This window comes from Ilumatobacter sp. (genome assembly GCF_039969435.1).
Taxonomy (GTDB): domain Bacteria; phylum Actinomycetota; class Acidimicrobiia; order Acidimicrobiales; family Ilumatobacteraceae; genus Ilumatobacter_A.
The window spans coordinates 146,031-162,476 of sequence record NZ_JBDVNU010000014.1 but is presented as its reverse complement, the minus strand read 5'-3'; the positions used below and the strand labels follow the sequence as shown (position 1 = coordinate 162,476).

Genomic DNA, 16,446 nt, shown 5'->3' with positions numbered 1-16,446 from the left:
GGTGCGGGCGACGTTGCGCCGGTTCCGCTGGGCCGCGCTCGTCGTGGTGATCGCTCTCGCCGGCTTCGTGCTCCGCGTCGTCGGCCTCGACTGGGACAGCGGGCAGCACCTCCATCCCGACGAACGACACTGGGCTCTCACCCTGGATGCGATCAGCGCACCGTCGGGTGTCGGCGAGTACTTCGACACCGGGTCGTCGCCGCTCGACCCGATCGAGGCGAGCGGCACGTTCGTGTACGGCACTCTGCCGTTGTTCGTGACCAAGGCGACCGCCAGTGTGATGACGACGTCGACGGCCGAACCGGTCGTCCGGGCGCTCGACGCGGTCGGCGTCGACCTGATCGACGACGGCGGCGTCCCGAGATTCGACGCCGGCTACTCCGCTCACATCGTCGGCCGCCTGCTCGCGGCCATGGCCGACACGGTCACGATCGTGCTCGTCGCGTTCGTCGGGCGCCTGCTGATCTCGCGGCGAGGCGGCCTGTTCGCCGCCGCTGTCTACGCGGTGTCGGTCCTGCCGATCCAGCTCAGCCATTTCCTCGGTCCCGATCCGTTCCTCACGATGTTCGCCACGCTCGCATCGCTGTGCACCCTCCACTACGTCCGGAGCGGAGGTCACCGGTGGCTGATCCCCGCCGCACTCGCGGTCGGCGGCGCGGTCTCGTGCCGCGTGCAAGGGATGGCCCTGCTCCTCGTCGTCGGGGTGGGGATCCTCGAACGTCGTCGGTCGAATCCCACCGAGCGCACGTGGCGCTCGGTGACGTGGATGTTCGCCGGGGCCGCGGCGCTCGGCGCGCTCGTGTTCCGGCTCACCAACCCGTACGCGTTCAGCGGGTCGGGACTGAACCCCGCGTGGGTGGCCGACCTCCGTGAGGTCGGGCGCCTCTCGAGCGGCGACGTGCTGTTCCCGCCTGCGATCCAGTGGATCGATCGGACACCGGTGTTGTACCCGCTCCAGCAGCTGGTGCTGTGGGGCATCGGGCCGGCGATCGCCCTGCTGGCGGTGATCGGTGTCGTCCACATCTGGCGGACGAGGATGTCGGGCTGGGCGGTGTTCGCCACCTGGGCCACGATCTGGGTCGTGATCATCGCTGCGACATGGGTGCCGACCATGCGCTACGTCGCACCGATGTACGCACCGATCGCGGTGCTCGCCGGGGCCGGCATCGCCAACCTCGGCCGCGCCCGCCCGCGCCGAGAAGCGATGCACGAGGACCCCGTGTCGACTCCGGACCGGCTCCGACTGCTCGCCCTCGGCGCGCTCGTCGTGGTCGGACTCACCTGGACGGCTGCATTCGTCAACGGGGTCTACCTGCACGAGCACAGCAGAGTGACGGCGTCGACATGGATCGTCGAGCACGTGCCGGCCGGCTCGACGATCAGCGCCGACTCGTGGGACGACGCCCTGCCGCTCGACGTGCAGCCCGACATGCCCGTGTACTCCTTCGAGACGCTCTACCCGTTCGCCACCGACTCGGCTGCGAACATCGAACAGCTCGTCCAGTCGCTCGATCGCATCGACGTGCTGGTGCTGTCGAGTCAACGGGCCTCGAACAGCATCGTCCGCTTCCCGGCCGCGTACCCGTCGATGATCCGGTACTTCGACGCTCTCGACGACGGCTCGTTGGGGTTCGCACGGGCGGCTTCCTTCCAGAACGAACCGCGTCTCGGTCCGCTGCGGATCCCGACGCTCGCCGCCGAGGAGGCGTTCTCGGTCTACGACCACCCGCCCGTGGAGATCTACGTCAAGTCGGACGAGTTCTCGCTCGAGCGGGCGCGCCGTGTCCTCGATCCCGACGCCGCCGACGCAGCGCTGACCACGTCGCCGGGCGACGCCGGCGCCAACGCACTGATGGCACGCCCCGACGTGGTCTTCGATGTCGCCACCGGCGCGACGTTCGACGACATGTTCCGCCTCGGCGGCACGCTCGCAGTGGTGCTGTGGTTGCTCTGGTGGGTGCTGCTGGCCATCGTCGTGATGCCCCTCACGACGACGTTGCTCCCGCGGATGCGGGCGGCGCCGGCCGCACTGGCGCTCGCCGGCGGACCGGTGGCCGTCGCCCTCGTCGTGTGGCTGATCGTGTCGTTTGCCGACGTCGCACTGTCGACGTCGCTGATCTGGTGCGTCACGTTCGGTGTCGCTGCGGTCGGTGTCACGACGGGCTACCGCCGACGGGCGGAACTGCGCCGGGTCGCTCGACGTGATCGGAGGGTCTGGGCGGCCGTCGCCGGAGTCGCCGCGGGGGCGTTCACGGCCGTGCTCGCACTCCGCGCGGCCAACCCCGACCTGTGGTCGGTTCCCCGTGGTGGGGAGAAGCCGATGGAGTTCGCCTACTTCGTCTCGGTCGCGCGCTCGACCCACCTGCCGCCGCTCGACCCGTGGTTCTCCGGCGGCGTCCTCAACTACTACTACTGGGGCTGGTACCTGCTGACCGTTCCGACGCGGGTGCTGGGCATCCTGCCCGAAGTCGCGATGCAGCTGGGTGTGGCGACCGTCGCGTCGCTCGCCGCCGTCATGGCATTCGCCGCCGGCTTCGACCTGATCGACGCCTTCGGTCGACGGGCCCGGCGCGGCGTCGCGTACGCGTCGGGAGCGATCAGCGCCGCTGCGTTGCTGCTGTTCGGCAACCTCGCCGCAGCTCGCCAGGTGATCGGTTGGCTGGGTGGCGGCTCCATGCCACTGGACTGGTGGGCCACCTCGCGCACCCATGCCGGCACGTCCGACATCACCGAGTTCCCGGCGTGGTCGTTCCTCTTCGCCGACCTGCACCCGCACGTCCTGGGCGTCTGGCTGACCGGAGCGACCGCCCTCGTCGGCTTCGGCCTCGTGGTGCACGCGACGCCTCGACAGTGGTCGCCTCGCCACCTCGTCCTCGTCGTCACGCTGGGTGTCCTCGCCGGACTGGCGCGGATGGTGAACACCTGGGATCTGCCCGCCATCGCGCTCGTCAGCGCGATCGCCATCGGTGCGGCGCGTCTCGTTCCGGACCGTCGGCCACCACGACGATGGCTCGGCATCGGCACCGACCTCGTGCTCGTCGGCGTCACCGCCCAGATCGTCACCGCGCCGTACCGTCACGACGGGCTCCTCGTCGCCGGCGACATCGACCCGGCACCGGTCGTCACCGGCCTCACCGACCAGATCACCCACCTCGGAGCATTCTGGCTGTTGATCGTTCTGTTCTCGGGCGCAGCGTGGCGACGCAACGCGAGCACGGACCGTCGCCGTTGGCTCGCTCCGACCGGGCTCGCCATCGCGGCGCTGACGCTCGGCCTGACGGTGTCGTGGACGGCCGCCGTGACCGTCGCGCTGATCGGCATCGTGGTCGGCGCCACGTGCTCGGCCGTGACGCGACGTGACCGCAGCGCGCTCGCCGTCGGCGGCGTGGGCGTCGCATTCGCCGTCGGTCTCGCGCTGACGCTCGTGCCCGAGTTCGTCGTGATCCAGCCCGACATCCAACGGATGAACACCGTGTTCAAGCTGACGTTCCAGGCATGGGTGTTGTTCGCGCTCGCCACGGGACCTGCCATCGTGGTGATCGCACGTCGCTCGGCGGCGTGGCGTCCCGCACCACGCTGGTCACTGGCCGGGCTCGGGGCAGCCACCGGGGTGGCGATGCTCGCGTTCGTCACGTTCGCGATCGGCCCGCGGACGTCCGACCGTTTCGTCGACACCGGCGCGACGCTCGACGGCATCGCCTACCTCGATCACGACCCGGTCGTCCGCGAGCTCGACCAGGACGTCCACCTCGCCGACGACCTTCCGCTGATCGAGTGGCTCCGCTCGTCGGTCGAGGGAACGCCGACGATCATGGAGATGACGTGCCCTGCGTACCAGTGGTGCGGTCGGATGTCGATCCACACGGGCCTGCCCACCGTGATCGGTTGGCCGTGGCACCAGACGCAGCAGCGGTTCGGGGTGCCCGGTGCCGTGAGCGAACGGATCGGCGAGGCCGAGGCGTTCTATCGCAGCGACGTCGAAGGCGCCGCCCGCTTCCTGCGCCGGTACGGCGTTCGCTACGTCGTCATCGGTACCGAGGAACGGCTCCGCGGGACTCCCGTCGGCATCGCGGCGATCCAGGAGGTGCCGGGGGCGGCCGTCGTCTTCCGCTCCGGCGACGGCATGATCATCGAGATCGACCAGGACGCACTCGCCGACGCGCTGGCTGCGACACCTCCGTCCGCCCTCGCTCCCACTCCGTCGTGACCTGAGTTCAGCGCGGTGCCTCGCGAGCGACGACGAGCCACATGTAGACGACCTGGGGCGCGTTCCACACCTCGCGTCGGGCGTACCAGTCGCCCCAGTCCCGCACCGACGCGCCGCCGTAGTCAGGCAACCACGTGCGGCGGAACTCGAACGCGACCAGGTCATGACGCTCCGGGTCGGGGTTGGTGACCGCCATGTTCGCATCCATCACGAGGGCTGCGTCGTAGGGCGTCGCCGTACCGCCGGCGAACGACTGGAACCCGACGCCGGGGGTGTCGCGCAGGTACCAGGCGAGCGGCCACGATCCGCTGTCGTCGGAATCGACGAGGACCGATGCGGTCCTCCCGTCGGCGGCGGCCGCCTCGACGACCCGGTCGACCTCTGCGAGGGCGTCGCGCACGTCGGGTGCGGTCTGCACGGCCACGAGCAGTTCCCGTGGGTCGGCCGAGCGAACGTGGCTGGTGACGTACGTGACGGCCACCATCCAGACGACGGCGACGAACCCCAGCGCCAGACCCACCCGGCCGAGCACCTCCTCCCGGACGCCCCAGACGCTGCGCACACCGAGCCCGGCCAGCAGACACAACGGCACGACGATGTGCACGACGAGCCATGGGTACCGCTCACCGGCCCAGCTGTAGATCACGTACTGGCTGACCGCGCTCCAGACGAGGAACACGCCGACCTTGGTCGGTCGGCGAAGCGCAGCCACCGCACCGATCGCAGCGAGGATCAGGATCGGCCACTCGTAGGCGGTGACGATGTGGGTGTAATACGTCCACGGCTGGGACCCGCGCCCGACCTCGTGCTGCAGGAGCCAGTACTTCGGGCCGTCGTACAGGCCGCGCCACACGCCGCCCGGGTCGGTGAAGAACACGCTGTAGCTCACGACGTAGATCGCCACGAAGACCCCCGACCCGATCAACCACGGCCGGGGCCCGAGCGCCGTCAGCACTCGCCACAGCGGCCGTCCACCCCAGGTCGTGTCGGGATCGCGCCGCCATTCCCACACGGCGAGCGCAACGAGGTACACGAACAGAACGAACGCGGTGATGGCGATGGACTCCTTCACCGCCGCGGCGGCCGCCGCTGATGCGCCGATTGCGACCGGGAGCCAGGGCCGGGGGCGGCGGAGGTGTTCGACCACCCCGAGCGAGAACACCGACGCGAGGAAGGCGAAGGTCATGTCCTCGCGACCGAACCGTGAGAAGTACACGAGCGACGGACTGAGTGCGATGGCGATGGCCGCAGCCACGGTCCCCACCCGACCGAGCGTCGAGCGGATCATCCACGGCACGCCGATGAGAGCGAGACCGCAGATGGCCGGCAACAGGCGTGCCACCGTGTCGCTCGCCCCGAACAACTCGAACAGTCCGCCGGTGACGATGATCCGCAGCGGTCCGTGGTACACGGGGTCGTACTCGTACCCTCGGCCCGTGCTGTACATCCACGCCCACCACGCGTCGAGACTTTCGTCGTGGTGCATCACGCGGGCGCCCAGGGCCACCAGGCGCAGCAGCACCGCGACGATCAGGAGACCGACGATCGAGGCCGCGGCGATGCGTCTGGCGCTCGACCCGGTCGGCGCGCGCTCTGAAGTGCTCTGGTAACGTTCGACGCGTGAAGCGTAGTGCGAGTTCGGCGGTACTGGGCGCCCTGGCAGCCCTCGCCGCCGGAGCGATCGTCCTGACCGTGGGTGGTTGGGGTGACGTGGGCGCTGCGCCGGCGCAGGCCGATCCGTGTGTCACGACCACGGTCTCCGCCTCGACCACGACCGTCGGCTCCACCACCACACTCGCCCCGAGCACGACCACCGGCTCCTCGACCACGCTGGACCCGACGCCGACACCCACCGCGTCCCCGACCGCCACCCCGACGGCGTCACCCACGGCGACACCGACCGCGACACCCACGGCCACCCCGACCGCGACACCCACGGCCAGCCCGACGGCGACACCCACCGCCACGCCCACGGCAACCCCGACCGCCACACCCACGGCGACACCCACCGCAACACCCACGGCCACCGCAACACCCACGGCCACCCCGACGGCCAACGCGACGTCGACCCCGCTGCCGCTCCGGCAGCCGCTGGGATTCGTCGGCCCGCAGTTCATCCCGGCTCAGGCCGTGCCGTGTCCCAGCACCACGCTCCCCACGGACGGGGCGGGCGGTCAGGGGCCGACGACGCCGACCGCACCCACGTCGACGTCGCCGACCTCACCCACGACGACGCTCCCGATCTCGACCGGCCTGCCCACGACGGGCGGGACTCCGTACTGGTCGTTGGTCTGGCTCGGGCTCGCCCTGGCGATCCCCGGCGTCGCGATCACGGTCGCCGTCTCCCGCCGTGGCGGTTCGGACGACCCGATCGAACCCGCCGCACCTGCCTGATCACCTGCCGTCGCTCGACACGGCGTAGATGAGGTACGACGGCGACTGGTACACGAGCGTGCCGTTCACATCCCAGTACGCCGGGTTGCCGAGGTAGGGCTCGGCGAGTTCGCTCGGCCCGAGCACGACGTAGTCGACACCGCGTCGTGCGATGATCTCGTCGGTGCCCTCCGCGCCGCGGAGCACCGTGGTCGACTCGTCGATCCGATCCGTCCAGTCGCCGAGGCCGAGGTCCCACACCCAGCCCGAGAATCCTGTCACGACCCGGCGGGCACCGAACGACACGATCGGTTGGGTGATCTCGGGTGCGACGACGAACACGCTGTGCGGATCGGTCGCTGTCCGAGCCCAGTGAGCGGCGGCCAGGCCGTCGGCATCCGTCAGCCCGCCCCGGCCCTCCGAGCCGTCGATCGCTCGCCACATGTCGAGCCCGCCGGCGAGCACGAGCGAGACCGCAGCGACACCGCCGACCAGCCGGAACAGCGGGCGCGGACTGCGCCACCATGCCACCAGGACCGCAGCGATCGGAAACGTGAGGACGAGCGCCCACACGACGAGATAGTGCGTGTTGTTCCATTCCCACGGATGCAGCACGACCAGGTTCATCACCACGAAGATCGTCCACGCAGGCAGCGCGATCGCCGCACCGAATCCGGTGGACAGCGTTCGAGGACGGACGAGCGCGATCAACCCGAGCGGCACGAACAGCCCCATGTTGAGCAGCCAGAACCACGGCCAGGGGACCTCGAGCGTGCGCGACATCCATCCGACCTGCCAGCGGAAATTGCTCGACTCGGGTCGGAGGAGGAACAGCACGGGCAGGCCGAGTGCGAATGCGGGGACGAGGAACGCCACCAACCGTCGTCCCGTTCGTCGGGCGAGCCAGCCACCGAACAGCACCGCACCGCCGAAGCCGAAGACGCTGAACCCGACGCTCCCTCCAGCGAGCAGTCCCGCAGCGACGAACGGACGCAGCGCCGTTCGATCACGTTGCGACCAGATCGCAGCCGCCACGATCAACACGACGGGCAGGCCGATGAGGCCGGGACGTTGCGCGTACATCGACGAGAGCACCCAGTTGTCGACCCAGATGTCTCGCTCGGGCAGTCGTGAGTACGAACGCGGCAGCGCCCCGATCACGCTCGGCCCGCTGCGGGCGATGTCGGCGAACGCGTACACGAATCCGAGTCCGCCCGACATCGTGAACAGGAAGTACGCCACCGCCGTGACCGCGCGGCTCTCGGTGAACCGTGTGCCGGCGAACCAGAACACGAGCGGGAACGCCATGGCCAGGCATGCGCTCGTGACGACCAGCGCCGACGTCGCCGAGACACCGAGCACTGCAGCCTCGGCGGAGAACACGTCGGCACCGACGTGGTACGTCAGCCGACTGCCTGCCGCGAACGGCAGGGACGGCGGCAGGTTGTCGCCGTAGGCGAACGATCCGAGATATGCGAGGTGGGCGTTCCAGTCGGCATAGCTGCTGAGGTGGCCGGCCACGACCCCTCCCGCACCGTCACCGTGGTAGGCCATCTGCAGGATCCGCAACGTCGTTGCCCATGACACGGCCGTCATGACGACGAGCGGTCGGATGCTCTCCGGCGAACCCCACGGCAGGTCGATGCGGCGCCGCACATCTGCGAGGTCGGTCCGCAGGGATGGCGCCGCGCTTGCCCACCCCGGAGCCGACAGCAACGCTGCGGTCACCACGCCGAGTCCGACGCAGGTCGTGTCGAACCCGAAGGGAACCGCCCAGAGAACCGACGCGATCGTGACGACGATCGCTCCGACGATCATCCCGATCCCGAGTCTGGCCTCGAACTCGATCGCCATGCCGCCGAGATAGGTCAACCCGGTGCCCACCAGGAGCGTGACCACCAAGAAGACCAGCACCGGAACGTTCATGGGTGAGCAGGGAACCTAACATCGCCCGTGCCCGTTCATCCGCTCGCCACTGCGCACACCACACCCTGCACCAAGGACCCCTCCCCCATGCCCCTCGCTCTGTCCGTCGTGCTTCCAGCGCACAATGAAGTCGGAGTGATCGAGACGGTGATCGCCGACGTCGTCGCCACGGCTCGACGCCTCGCCGGCGACGACCGGTTCGAGGTGATCGTCGTCGACGACGCCTCGACGGACGGGACCTCGGGCGTACTCGACCGCCTGTCGCGACACGAGCCGTCGCTCGTGGTCGTCCACCTCGCCGACAATGTCGGTCACGGCCCCGCCCTGCGCCGCGGCTGGGAGCAGGCGAGCGCACCGTGGGTGGCCCATCTCGACAGCGATGCCGAGATCCCAGCTCACCAACTCGATCGCGTCTGGGCTCTGCGCGAGGATGCCGACCTCGTGCTCGGCACCAGACGCGGTCGCGCCGAATCGGCGGTGCGGCGGTTCGTCACCTGGTCGTTGAAGCCGATCGCACTCGCTGCGTCGCGACAGCCGCTGCGTGACGCCAACACCCCGTGCAAACTCGTGCGCCGACGTTTCCTGGACGATGCGCTCACGGTGATGCCGGCCGGGGCGTTCGCCCCGTCCGTGCTGCTGGCCGTCGTCGTGGCGCGACGCGGCGGACGCATCGTCGAAGTCGCCGTCGACACCGAGCCTCGGTCGCACGGCACGTCATGGCTGGTCCCCACGACGTTGTTGAGAGGATGTGTCCACTCGCTGCTCGACACGGCGCGGGTCGCATGGCGGACACGATGACCGACGGGTCCGGCCGGCGGCGACGAATCCTGCTCGTCCTGCAGTACTACCGGCCACACCGCACCGGACTGACCCTGCACGTGCAGCACCTCGCCGAAGAGATGGCCGCCCGCGGACACCACGTGACCGTGATGTGTGCACGGCACGACCGCGCACTCCCCCGACGATCGATCGAGAACGGCGTGCACGTCGTCCGGCTCTGGGCGCCGCTCCGCGTCAGCCGGGGCATGGTGATGCCCGGGTATGCGGTCGAGTTGTGGAAGCAACTCGACCGGTGCGACGTCGTCGGCGTGCACACGCCGATGCTCGAGACCGGCCTCGTCGGCGTGCTCGCCACGTGGCGCCGCGTCGGGATGACGATCACCCACCATGGCGATCTCGTCCTGCCTCCCGGCCGGGCCGCACGTGCAATCGAGGCGATCGTGCTGGCGTTCCATCGCGTCGGCGTGCGCCGGGCGGCGGCGATGATCGCCTACAGCGACGACTATCTCACCCATTCGCGCTATCTCGACGCGTCGGCCGGGAACAACCGGGTGATCGCACCACCGGTGATCATCCCCGTCCCCGAGCCGCACCACAGCGGACAGCTGCGCGCCTCGCTCGCACCCGAGGGTGGGCCGCTGCTGTTGTTCGCGGGTCGGTTCGTACGCGAGAAGCGACCCGACCTGGCGATCCTCGCCCTTGCCGAGGTGCAGCGCCGGCATCCGAATGCCCGCCTCGTCTTCGTCGGTGAGCACGAGATCGCGTACGAGAACACATGGCACGACCACCGCGAACTCGTGCGCCGCCACGCCGATGCACTGACCTTCCTCGGGCTCGTCGACGATGCCCAGTACCTCGCGGATCTGTATGCCGCCGCCGACGTCCTCGTGCTCACCAGTGACACCGAGTGCTTCGGCCTGGTCCAGGCCGAGGCGATGTTGTGCGGTACGCCGGTGGTGATGACCGACGTGGTCGGCGGTCGCGTCCCGGTCACCGAGACCGGCATGGGGCGGCTGGCAACGGCAGGCGACGCCGGTTCGATCGCGTCCGCAGTGCTCGACGTGCTCGAACATCGCGACGACCTCGTGCTCGAACGTCGCGACGTGGCGAGCCGACTCGACCTCGACGAGACGATGGATCGGTACGAACGTGCATTCCACGACGCCGCCGATCACGAGGGTTCAGCGATGACGCGCAGCGTGAACGGACCCGACGAAGCGACGATGGCCCGGCTCACTCGGCACGAGCCCGACATCGCGTTCCGTCGTCGCGTGCGCACGATCATGGAATGGATCCCACCGACGCCGGGAACCGTGGTTCTGGACGTCCCGTGCGGGCGAGGATTCCATCTCCACCGCTACCGCGATGTCGACGAGCACTGCACCGTCATCGGCGCGGAGCTGGAGTTCGACGTCGCGATGATCGCCCACGACAACGTGGGCCCGCTCGGCGTGCCGGTCCTCGCGGCGGCGATCGAGTCGTTGCCGTTTCGAACGGACGCGTTCGACGCAGCGATCGTGTCCGAGGTCCTGGAACACGTGGGCGACGACGTCGCCGCGCTGCGTGAGGTGAGCCGGGTCGTCCGCCCCGGCGGGCTGATCGCGATCACGGTGCCCCATGCCGACTATCCGTTCCTGTGGGACCCGGTGAACAGGGCGCTCGAGCGTGCGACGGGACGGCACGTCTCGACCGGCCCCCTGGCCGGGATCTGGGCCAACCACGTCCGCCTCTACACGCCCGATGAACTCCGCCGTGCCGTGCTGGACGCCGGCCTCGAGGTGTGCGAGGAGCGCTCGTTCACCCATCACTGTCTGCCCTTCTCCCACAACCTCGTCTACGGGATCGGTCGACCGCTGCTCGAGCGCGGGCTCCTTCCATCGTCGATGAAGCGCGCAGCGGACCGTCACGAGTTCGACGACGCCCCCCGTTCGAACCTGAACCCGGTCACGGCCGCCACCAACGTGGCCGGTTGGTTCGACCGGCGCAATCGGCCGACCGAGCGACCGGGGGTCACGACCGTCAACCTCGCGCTGCTCGCCCGCAACCCCTGACGAATCGCGTACACGATCCGGATCGGTCGGACAACGCAACGGGAACTCGTACCGGACACCCACGAACGACTCATCGTCCGCCGGTGTTGCTGGTACCGGCCTGGCTGGTGGAGACGATGGGAATCGAACCCACGACCTTCTGCTTGCAAAGCAGATGCTCTACCAATTGAGCTACGTCCCCTGAAACGGGATCCTGGAACAGGACGACCACACGCTATCGGTGGGCGGCTCGGTCGCACGCGCCGAGCCGATCACTGCCTGCGGGTAGCGTCGCGGAGCCGTGATGATCCCGATCCATCGCATCGCCACGACGATCGTGGTCGCTGGTGCACTCGCCCTCGCGGCGTGCGGAGTCCCCGGGACGGGTGTCGAGACCTCACGTTCCGAACGTTCGACCGACGGCCCCGTGTCGAGCGCCGATGCGCCCGACACGACCACCGAGTCCGGGAGCGCCCCGACGACGACCGGCGCGCCGACGACGACGGCAACGCCGCCCGCGACGGAACCGAGCGGACCGTCACCCACCGAGGCTCCGACCGCGACGTCCGACACCACCACGACCGTCGTCGAGCGTCCGCCTGCCCCCGCCGCATCGGGCCTCGGGTCGGTGTCGGCAGACGACCTCGCCAGCGTCTTCCTGCCGCTCAACCCCGAGCTGCTCGTCCCGTCGTCCACCCTCACCGACGGTCGTGACGCCCAGACCTTCATCGACGAGGAGATGACCTTCAGCGGAATGGACCCGGCCATCGAGATCGCCGGCGCACCGATCACGCTCGCCGGCTTCGTCCTCGTCGATCCGACGTTCGACGAGTCCGGCGCGACCACCGACGCGTCGCTTCTCGAAGTTCGACACCGGATGGCGGTCGAGGTCGAGAACGACGACATCGACGGATTCGCCGAGGCACTGCGCGACGAGCTCCGCCCGGTCGTCGAAGCGGCCAATCCCGGCGAGGTGGTCGCCGACACGCTCGGAGAGGCGCCGCTCGGCAACTCGATCTTCGGTCTGCGCGTCGGGCCCGAGGACGATCCGACGACGACGATCGAGATCCAGCAGCACTACGTGATCGTGCCGCGACCGGTGAACGATCCACTCCTGTCGGTCGACGTCAGACGGACCGTCGACGGAGAGTCCATCGTCGCGACGGAACTCCCGGGCCGGGACGTGTTCGTCGACGCCGAGCTCGAGGCGCAACTCGATCTCGTCGCCGCCGTCCCCGCGCCTGTCAGCGCGCCGGTCCTGCGCGTTCACAGTGTCCTGCGCAACATCCCGTCGGCCGGTGCGGCCACGGTGAACCGTGCCGCCGACTTCGACGTCGCGCTCCCGACCGACGGTTTCGACGCATACGTCGAGGGATTCGCCACCGTCGTCGAGGCCGATGGGTTCGACTCCGTCGAGAACTTCGGGAACCGACGGTCCTTCGATCACGTCGAGGAGCGCATCGACAGTGAGTTCGTCGTCGAACTCGACGACGAGACGTCGGCGTCCATCTCGGTCCAAGGTGACATCACCGCCTATCCCGGCTGAGGCTCGTGACCCGCCGCCACCTCGCTACGCCGCGTGGCGGAACGTCGCTCGATAGGCGCTCGGTGTGGAACCCACGACCTTCGTGAAGTGCTGCCGCAGTGCCGCCGCCGACCCGAACCCGACCGTGGCCGCGATCTCGTCGACCGACACCGTGGTGGTCTCGAGCATCCGCTGCGACGCCACCACACGCTGATGCAGGATCCACTGCAGCGGCGTCGTGCCGGTGGCCGCTCGGAACCGGCGGGCGAACGTGCGCGGCGTCATCGCCGCTCGTCGTGCGAGTTCCTCCACGGTCAGGTGGCGTTCGAGGTTCCCTTCCACCCACACCAACACGGCCCGCAGATCGGCATCGACGTCGATCGACGACGGCATCGGCTGCTCGATGTACTGCGACTGACCTCCGTCGCGGTGCGGTGGGACGACCATCCGTCGCGCCACCGTGTTCGCCACGTCGGCTCCCCAGTCCTCGCGAAGGAGGTGGAGGCACAGGTCGATCGCAGCTGACGTGCCGGCCGACGTGTACAGGCGGTCGCCGCCGCAGTACAGCACGTCGGGCTCGAGAGCGATCGACGGGTGCCGCGCCCGGAACTGGTGCATGTAGGTCCAGTGGGTCGTTGCCTCGCGCCCGTCGAGCAGGCCGGTCGCCGCGAGGGCGAAGGCACCCGAACAGAACGACAACAGGCGTGCCCCGCGAGCGTGCGCCGCGCGCAGCGCGTCGAGCACCACGGGTTCGTACTCGATGACCGGGTTCGGCCGACCACCGTTGGGCACCACGATCGTGTCGGCCCAGTCCAGTGCCTCCAGCCCGTGCTCGAGGTGGATGTCGAACCCGACGTCGACCCGCAACGTCGGACCCTCGTTGCTGCACAGGCGCACCTCGGAGTACGGCACGCCCTGCTCCGTGCGGTCGTTGCCCCATACCTCGATGGCCACGGAGGTCTCGAACATCGCCGGGCGATCGAACATCAGGACTGCCACCCGATGCTCGCGTTCCCGCCACGCTGGACTGGCAGTTCTCTTCCTCATCCCGGTGATTCTGCCATTGGCAGGAAGGCGACGTCCAGCGCATTCTGGACAGATGATGTTCTCGGCGTTCTGCCCCACCCACGACTCCACCGTCTTGATGACCAGGCGCAACGTCGTCGGGTTCGACGACACCGACGACGGGCCGGTCCTGCGGTGGCGTTGTGGATGCGGCCACCTCGGCACGCTCGATCGCAACGGATCGCACGCACCTGCGGCTCCCGTCCTCCAGACGATCCGATCCTGACCACGAGCGGCCGCACGGCACGCCTGACACGACGCGACCGCAGGACCTGGCGATTTTCGTCCGTGACCGCCACAATGACGCGATGGATCGCACCCGGACCGCCCGCCGATGAGCGCATTCCACGCCCTCGGGCGCAGCGCCCGCAAGGTCGTCGTGCTGATCGTCGGAGTCGCCGTGGTGATCGCAGGGGTCGTCCTGCTCGCCGCACCCGGCCCCGGTGTGCTGGTGATCATCGGCGGCCTCGTGATCCTGGCCACGGAGTTCGCCTGGGCGCAGCGGTGGCTGGACTACGTGGTCGAGCGAGCCGCCGGTGCGACGACCAAGGTGCAGGGCTCGAGGAGCGGCCGCATCATGCTCGCCCTGTCCGGCCTGGCATTGATCGCGGCAGGCGTGGTCGTCATCGTGTTCTTCTCGCAGTGGATCGTCGCCGGGATCTCGCTGATCGTCGCCGGCCTGATCGGGCTGTGCACGCTGGTCCCGAAGGTGCAGGACTGGATCGCCGAGAAGTCGATCACCGGCATCGACGACACCGACGACGTTCACTGACCCGGTCGCGATTCATCGACCCGGTCGACGGTGCAGGTCGACGTGCGGCCGATTCAGTCGTCCTTCAGCGCGACGGCGTTCGGCGTGACGTTCATCTTGGGTTCGTACTCCGCGACTGCGACATCTCGACCGAGGCCTGCGTACTTGGACACCAGATCGGTACGACACGTCGCGCACGGCCCGTAGAAGTCGTCGACCGTGGTCGTCTGGCATCGGGGGCACGAGAACTCCACCGGGCCGACGTTACAGCGCGTACCATCACGGGCGATGTCCCGCCGCCGTCCGTCGTCCTCCGCCACGGGTGACGACGATCTCACGCCCCCGCGTGGCAACCGCGTCCTCGACGCACGTGACACACGAGACTCGGTCGACCACGACTCGAACGACGACGAGTGGGTGGACGGCGAACCCAACTACCTCGTGCGCCGGGCCCTGGTCGTTGCCGGAGTCGTCGTCGCCGTCGCCCTGGTCGCCGTCGTCGCCAGCAGATTCATCGGCGGGGGCGATGGCGGTGGTGGCGCCGCCGCCGCGGGCACGGAGTGGAACACCACCGTCGTGTTGACCCGCGACGAGATCCGACTCCTCGACCGCGCCACCGGCGACGAGGTCGACACCATCGCCTCGACGGTCGACCTGCTCGATGCACAGTCGCTCGCCGTCGGCGACGTGCTGGTGACGATGACCGACGAGGGCGTGATCGGCCTCGTCGACCTGAGTGACGGGACGAGTCGGAGCGGCCGAGCCGGCGTGGACGAGACACTGCTGCCCAGCCCCGACAACCCCGCGATCGCGATCGCCGGACCGGATGCGGGAGGCGACATGACGATCATCGACACCGCCGCCCGCACGACCTTCAGCGTCGCCGACGTCGCCGGACTCGTCGACCCACTGATCTTCGGCAGCGACATCCGCGTCAACGCCGCAGGCACCCACGTCGCCGTCCCGGTCCCGAATGCGTTCCAGTCCTTCGTGATCGACGTGGCCGCCGAGACGTCGGAGGCCTACGCCGGGCGCGTGATCGCCATCTCGGACGACCTCGTCGTGACCGAGCAACCTGCAGGCCCCGAGTCCGAGATCGAGTTCCACGAGCTGGCCGGTGAGCGACTGGCGTCGGTCGACGTCCCCGCACCACGCGCATCGCTGCTGACCGGCGACGGATCCCTCGTGCTCGTCGCCGCCGACGGGTCCGTGCGATCCGTCGCATCCGATGGCACCGTCGACGAGATCGACCCGATCCTCGACGAGGACGGAGCATCGGTGACGGTCACCGGTGGATCCGCCGCTCTCGACGGGACCCGGCTGCTCCTGACCACCGACGAGTCGATCATCGTCCTCGACGATGCCGGCTCCGTCCTGGGCTCGGCGGTCGGACAGATCACGACGCCCCCGCCTCGCACGACTCGATGTGTGGTCGTCGGCAGCGGACGCAGTTCGGATCCGTCGACCGTGCTCGACGTGGACGACGGTTCGGTCGTGACCCGGATCGACCGGGGCGTGGCGGCATCCTCCTCGATCGACGGGTGCACCGTGGCCCTCATCGGCGGCGCCGACAACCTGCTCGCGAACGGCGAGGTCATCGCCGTCGATGCGCGCTCGATCGCCGAGGTCGCTCCCGACGGCGACGCCGTCGTGGTGCTCGACGGCCGCGACACCGAGCTCGTGCGAGTGGGCACCGACGACGACCCGGTCGAACTCGCCGACGAACCCGTCGTCGTCCGTTTCGCCCTCCGCGAGTGAGCGTTCCGGCCGATGAGTGCGCACCGGAGGA

The 16,446-nt window shown here is 69.3% G+C and carries 12 protein-coding genes and 1 tRNA gene; 8 read left to right on the top strand and 5 right to left on the bottom strand.

The window, feature by feature from the left end; all coding sequences use genetic code 11:
- Window position 1 precedes the first annotated feature (1 nt).
- A complete protein-coding gene (locus ABJK40_RS08150) occupies window positions 2–4,207 on the top strand; it encodes a DUF2298 domain-containing protein (protein ID WP_348481615.1) in 4,206 nt (1,401 codons plus the stop codon).
- A gap of 7 nt (window positions 4,208–4,214) precedes the next feature.
- Here ABJK40_RS08150 and ABJK40_RS08145 read toward each other — a convergent pair whose 3' ends face one another.
- Window positions 4,215–5,741: a flippase activity-associated protein Agl23 gene (locus ABJK40_RS08145; protein ID WP_348510231.1), complete on the bottom strand. Its 1,527-nt coding sequence runs from the start codon at window positions 5,739–5,741 to the stop codon at window positions 4,215–4,217.
- 86 nt (window positions 5,742–5,827) lie between these two features.
- On the opposite strand from ABJK40_RS08145, the gene ABJK40_RS08140 reads away from it, so the two are divergent.
- Window positions 5,828–6,601: a hypothetical protein gene (locus ABJK40_RS08140; RefSeq protein WP_348481617.1), complete on the top strand. Its 774-nt coding sequence runs from the start codon at window positions 5,828–5,830 to the stop codon at window positions 6,599–6,601.
- Here the strand turns inward: ABJK40_RS08140 and ABJK40_RS08135 are convergent, their stop codons facing one another.
- Complete coding sequence (locus ABJK40_RS08135) at window positions 6,602–8,506, bottom strand: hypothetical protein (protein ID WP_348481619.1); 1,905 nt, start codon at window positions 8,504–8,506, stop codon at window positions 6,602–6,604. It lies immediately after the preceding gene.
- A gap of 27 nt (window positions 8,507–8,533) precedes the next feature.
- On the opposite strand from ABJK40_RS08135, the gene ABJK40_RS08130 reads away from it, so the two are divergent.
- The gene (locus ABJK40_RS08130) at window positions 8,534–9,304 is read left to right on the top strand and encodes a glycosyltransferase family 2 protein (RefSeq protein ID WP_348481620.1); all 771 of its coding nucleotides are present in this window, start codon (window positions 8,534–8,536) and stop codon (window positions 9,302–9,304) included.
- On the top strand, window positions 9,301–11,337 hold the full coding sequence (locus tag ABJK40_RS08125; protein WP_348481622.1) for a glycosyltransferase: 2,037 nt from the start codon (window positions 9,301–9,303) through the stop codon (window positions 11,335–11,337). The genes ABJK40_RS08130 and ABJK40_RS08125 overlap by 4 nt, the downstream gene beginning before the upstream one ends.
- 105 nt (window positions 11,338–11,442) lie before the next feature.
- On the opposite strand, the gene ABJK40_RS08120 is transcribed toward ABJK40_RS08125, so the two are convergent.
- Window positions 11,443–11,518, bottom strand: a tRNA-Ala gene (locus ABJK40_RS08120).
- A 99-nt stretch (window positions 11,519–11,617) separates the two neighbouring features.
- On the opposite strand from ABJK40_RS08120, the gene ABJK40_RS08115 reads away from it, so the two are divergent.
- Window positions 11,618–12,862 (top strand): hypothetical protein, encoded by a 1,245-nt coding sequence (locus ABJK40_RS08115; protein WP_348481624.1) that lies wholly within the window; start codon window positions 11,618–11,620, stop codon window positions 12,860–12,862.
- Window positions 12,863–12,886: 24 nt separating this feature from the next.
- Here ABJK40_RS08115 and ABJK40_RS08110 read toward each other — a convergent pair whose 3' ends face one another.
- Window positions 12,887–13,888 carry a helix-turn-helix domain-containing protein gene (locus ABJK40_RS08110; protein WP_348481626.1) on the bottom strand — a complete coding sequence of 334 codons (1,002 nt, stop codon included), beginning with the start codon at window positions 13,886–13,888 and terminating at the stop codon, window positions 12,887–12,889.
- A 52-nt stretch (window positions 13,889–13,940) separates the two neighbouring features.
- Between ABJK40_RS08110 and ABJK40_RS08105 the strand changes: the two genes are divergently transcribed.
- Window positions 13,941–14,132 carry a hypothetical protein gene (locus tag ABJK40_RS08105; RefSeq protein ID WP_348481628.1) on the top strand — a complete coding sequence of 64 codons (192 nt, stop codon included), beginning with the start codon at window positions 13,941–13,943 and terminating at the stop codon, window positions 14,130–14,132.
- Window positions 14,133–14,240: 108 nt separating this feature from the next.
- On the top strand, window positions 14,241–14,678 hold the full coding sequence (locus ABJK40_RS08100; RefSeq protein ID WP_348481630.1) for a PGPGW domain-containing protein: 438 nt from the start codon (window positions 14,241–14,243) through the stop codon (window positions 14,676–14,678).
- 53 nt (window positions 14,679–14,731) lie between these two features.
- Here the strand turns inward: ABJK40_RS08100 and ABJK40_RS08095 are convergent, their stop codons facing one another.
- Window positions 14,732–14,911 carry a hypothetical protein gene (locus tag ABJK40_RS08095; protein ID WP_348481632.1) on the bottom strand — a complete coding sequence of 60 codons (180 nt, stop codon included), beginning with the start codon at window positions 14,909–14,911 and terminating at the stop codon, window positions 14,732–14,734.
- Between the two features lie 34 nt (window positions 14,912–14,945).
- Here ABJK40_RS08095 and ABJK40_RS08090 point away from each other — a divergent pair, with 34 nt between their 5' ends.
- Window positions 14,946–16,415, top strand: a complete 1,470-nt coding sequence (locus ABJK40_RS08090) for a hypothetical protein (protein WP_348481634.1) — start codon at window positions 14,946–14,948, stop codon at window positions 16,413–16,415.
- Window positions 16,416–16,446: the final 31 nt, after the last annotated feature.

Bases quoted from the DNA above. Each gene is read 5' to 3' on its own strand.
- ABJK40_RS08135 (WP_348481619.1), bottom strand. From the start codon at position 8,506: ATGAACGTTCCGGTGCTGGTCTTCTTGGTGGTCACGCTCCTGGTGGGC.
- ABJK40_RS08125 (WP_348481622.1), top strand. From the start codon at position 9,301: ATGACCGACGGGTCCGGCCGGCGGCGACGAATCCTGCTCGTCCTGCAG.
- ABJK40_RS08110 (WP_348481626.1), bottom strand. From the start codon at position 13,888: ATGAGGAAGAGAACTGCCAGTCCAGCGTGGCGGGAACGCGAGCATCGG.
- ABJK40_RS08105 (WP_348481628.1), top strand. From the start codon at position 13,941: ATGATGTTCTCGGCGTTCTGCCCCACCCACGACTCCACCGTCTTGATG.
- ABJK40_RS08100 (WP_348481630.1), top strand. From the start codon at position 14,241: ATGAGCGCATTCCACGCCCTCGGGCGCAGCGCCCGCAAGGTCGTCGTG.
- ABJK40_RS08090 (WP_348481634.1), top strand. From the start codon at position 14,946: ATGTCCCGCCGCCGTCCGTCGTCCTCCGCCACGGGTGACGACGATCTC.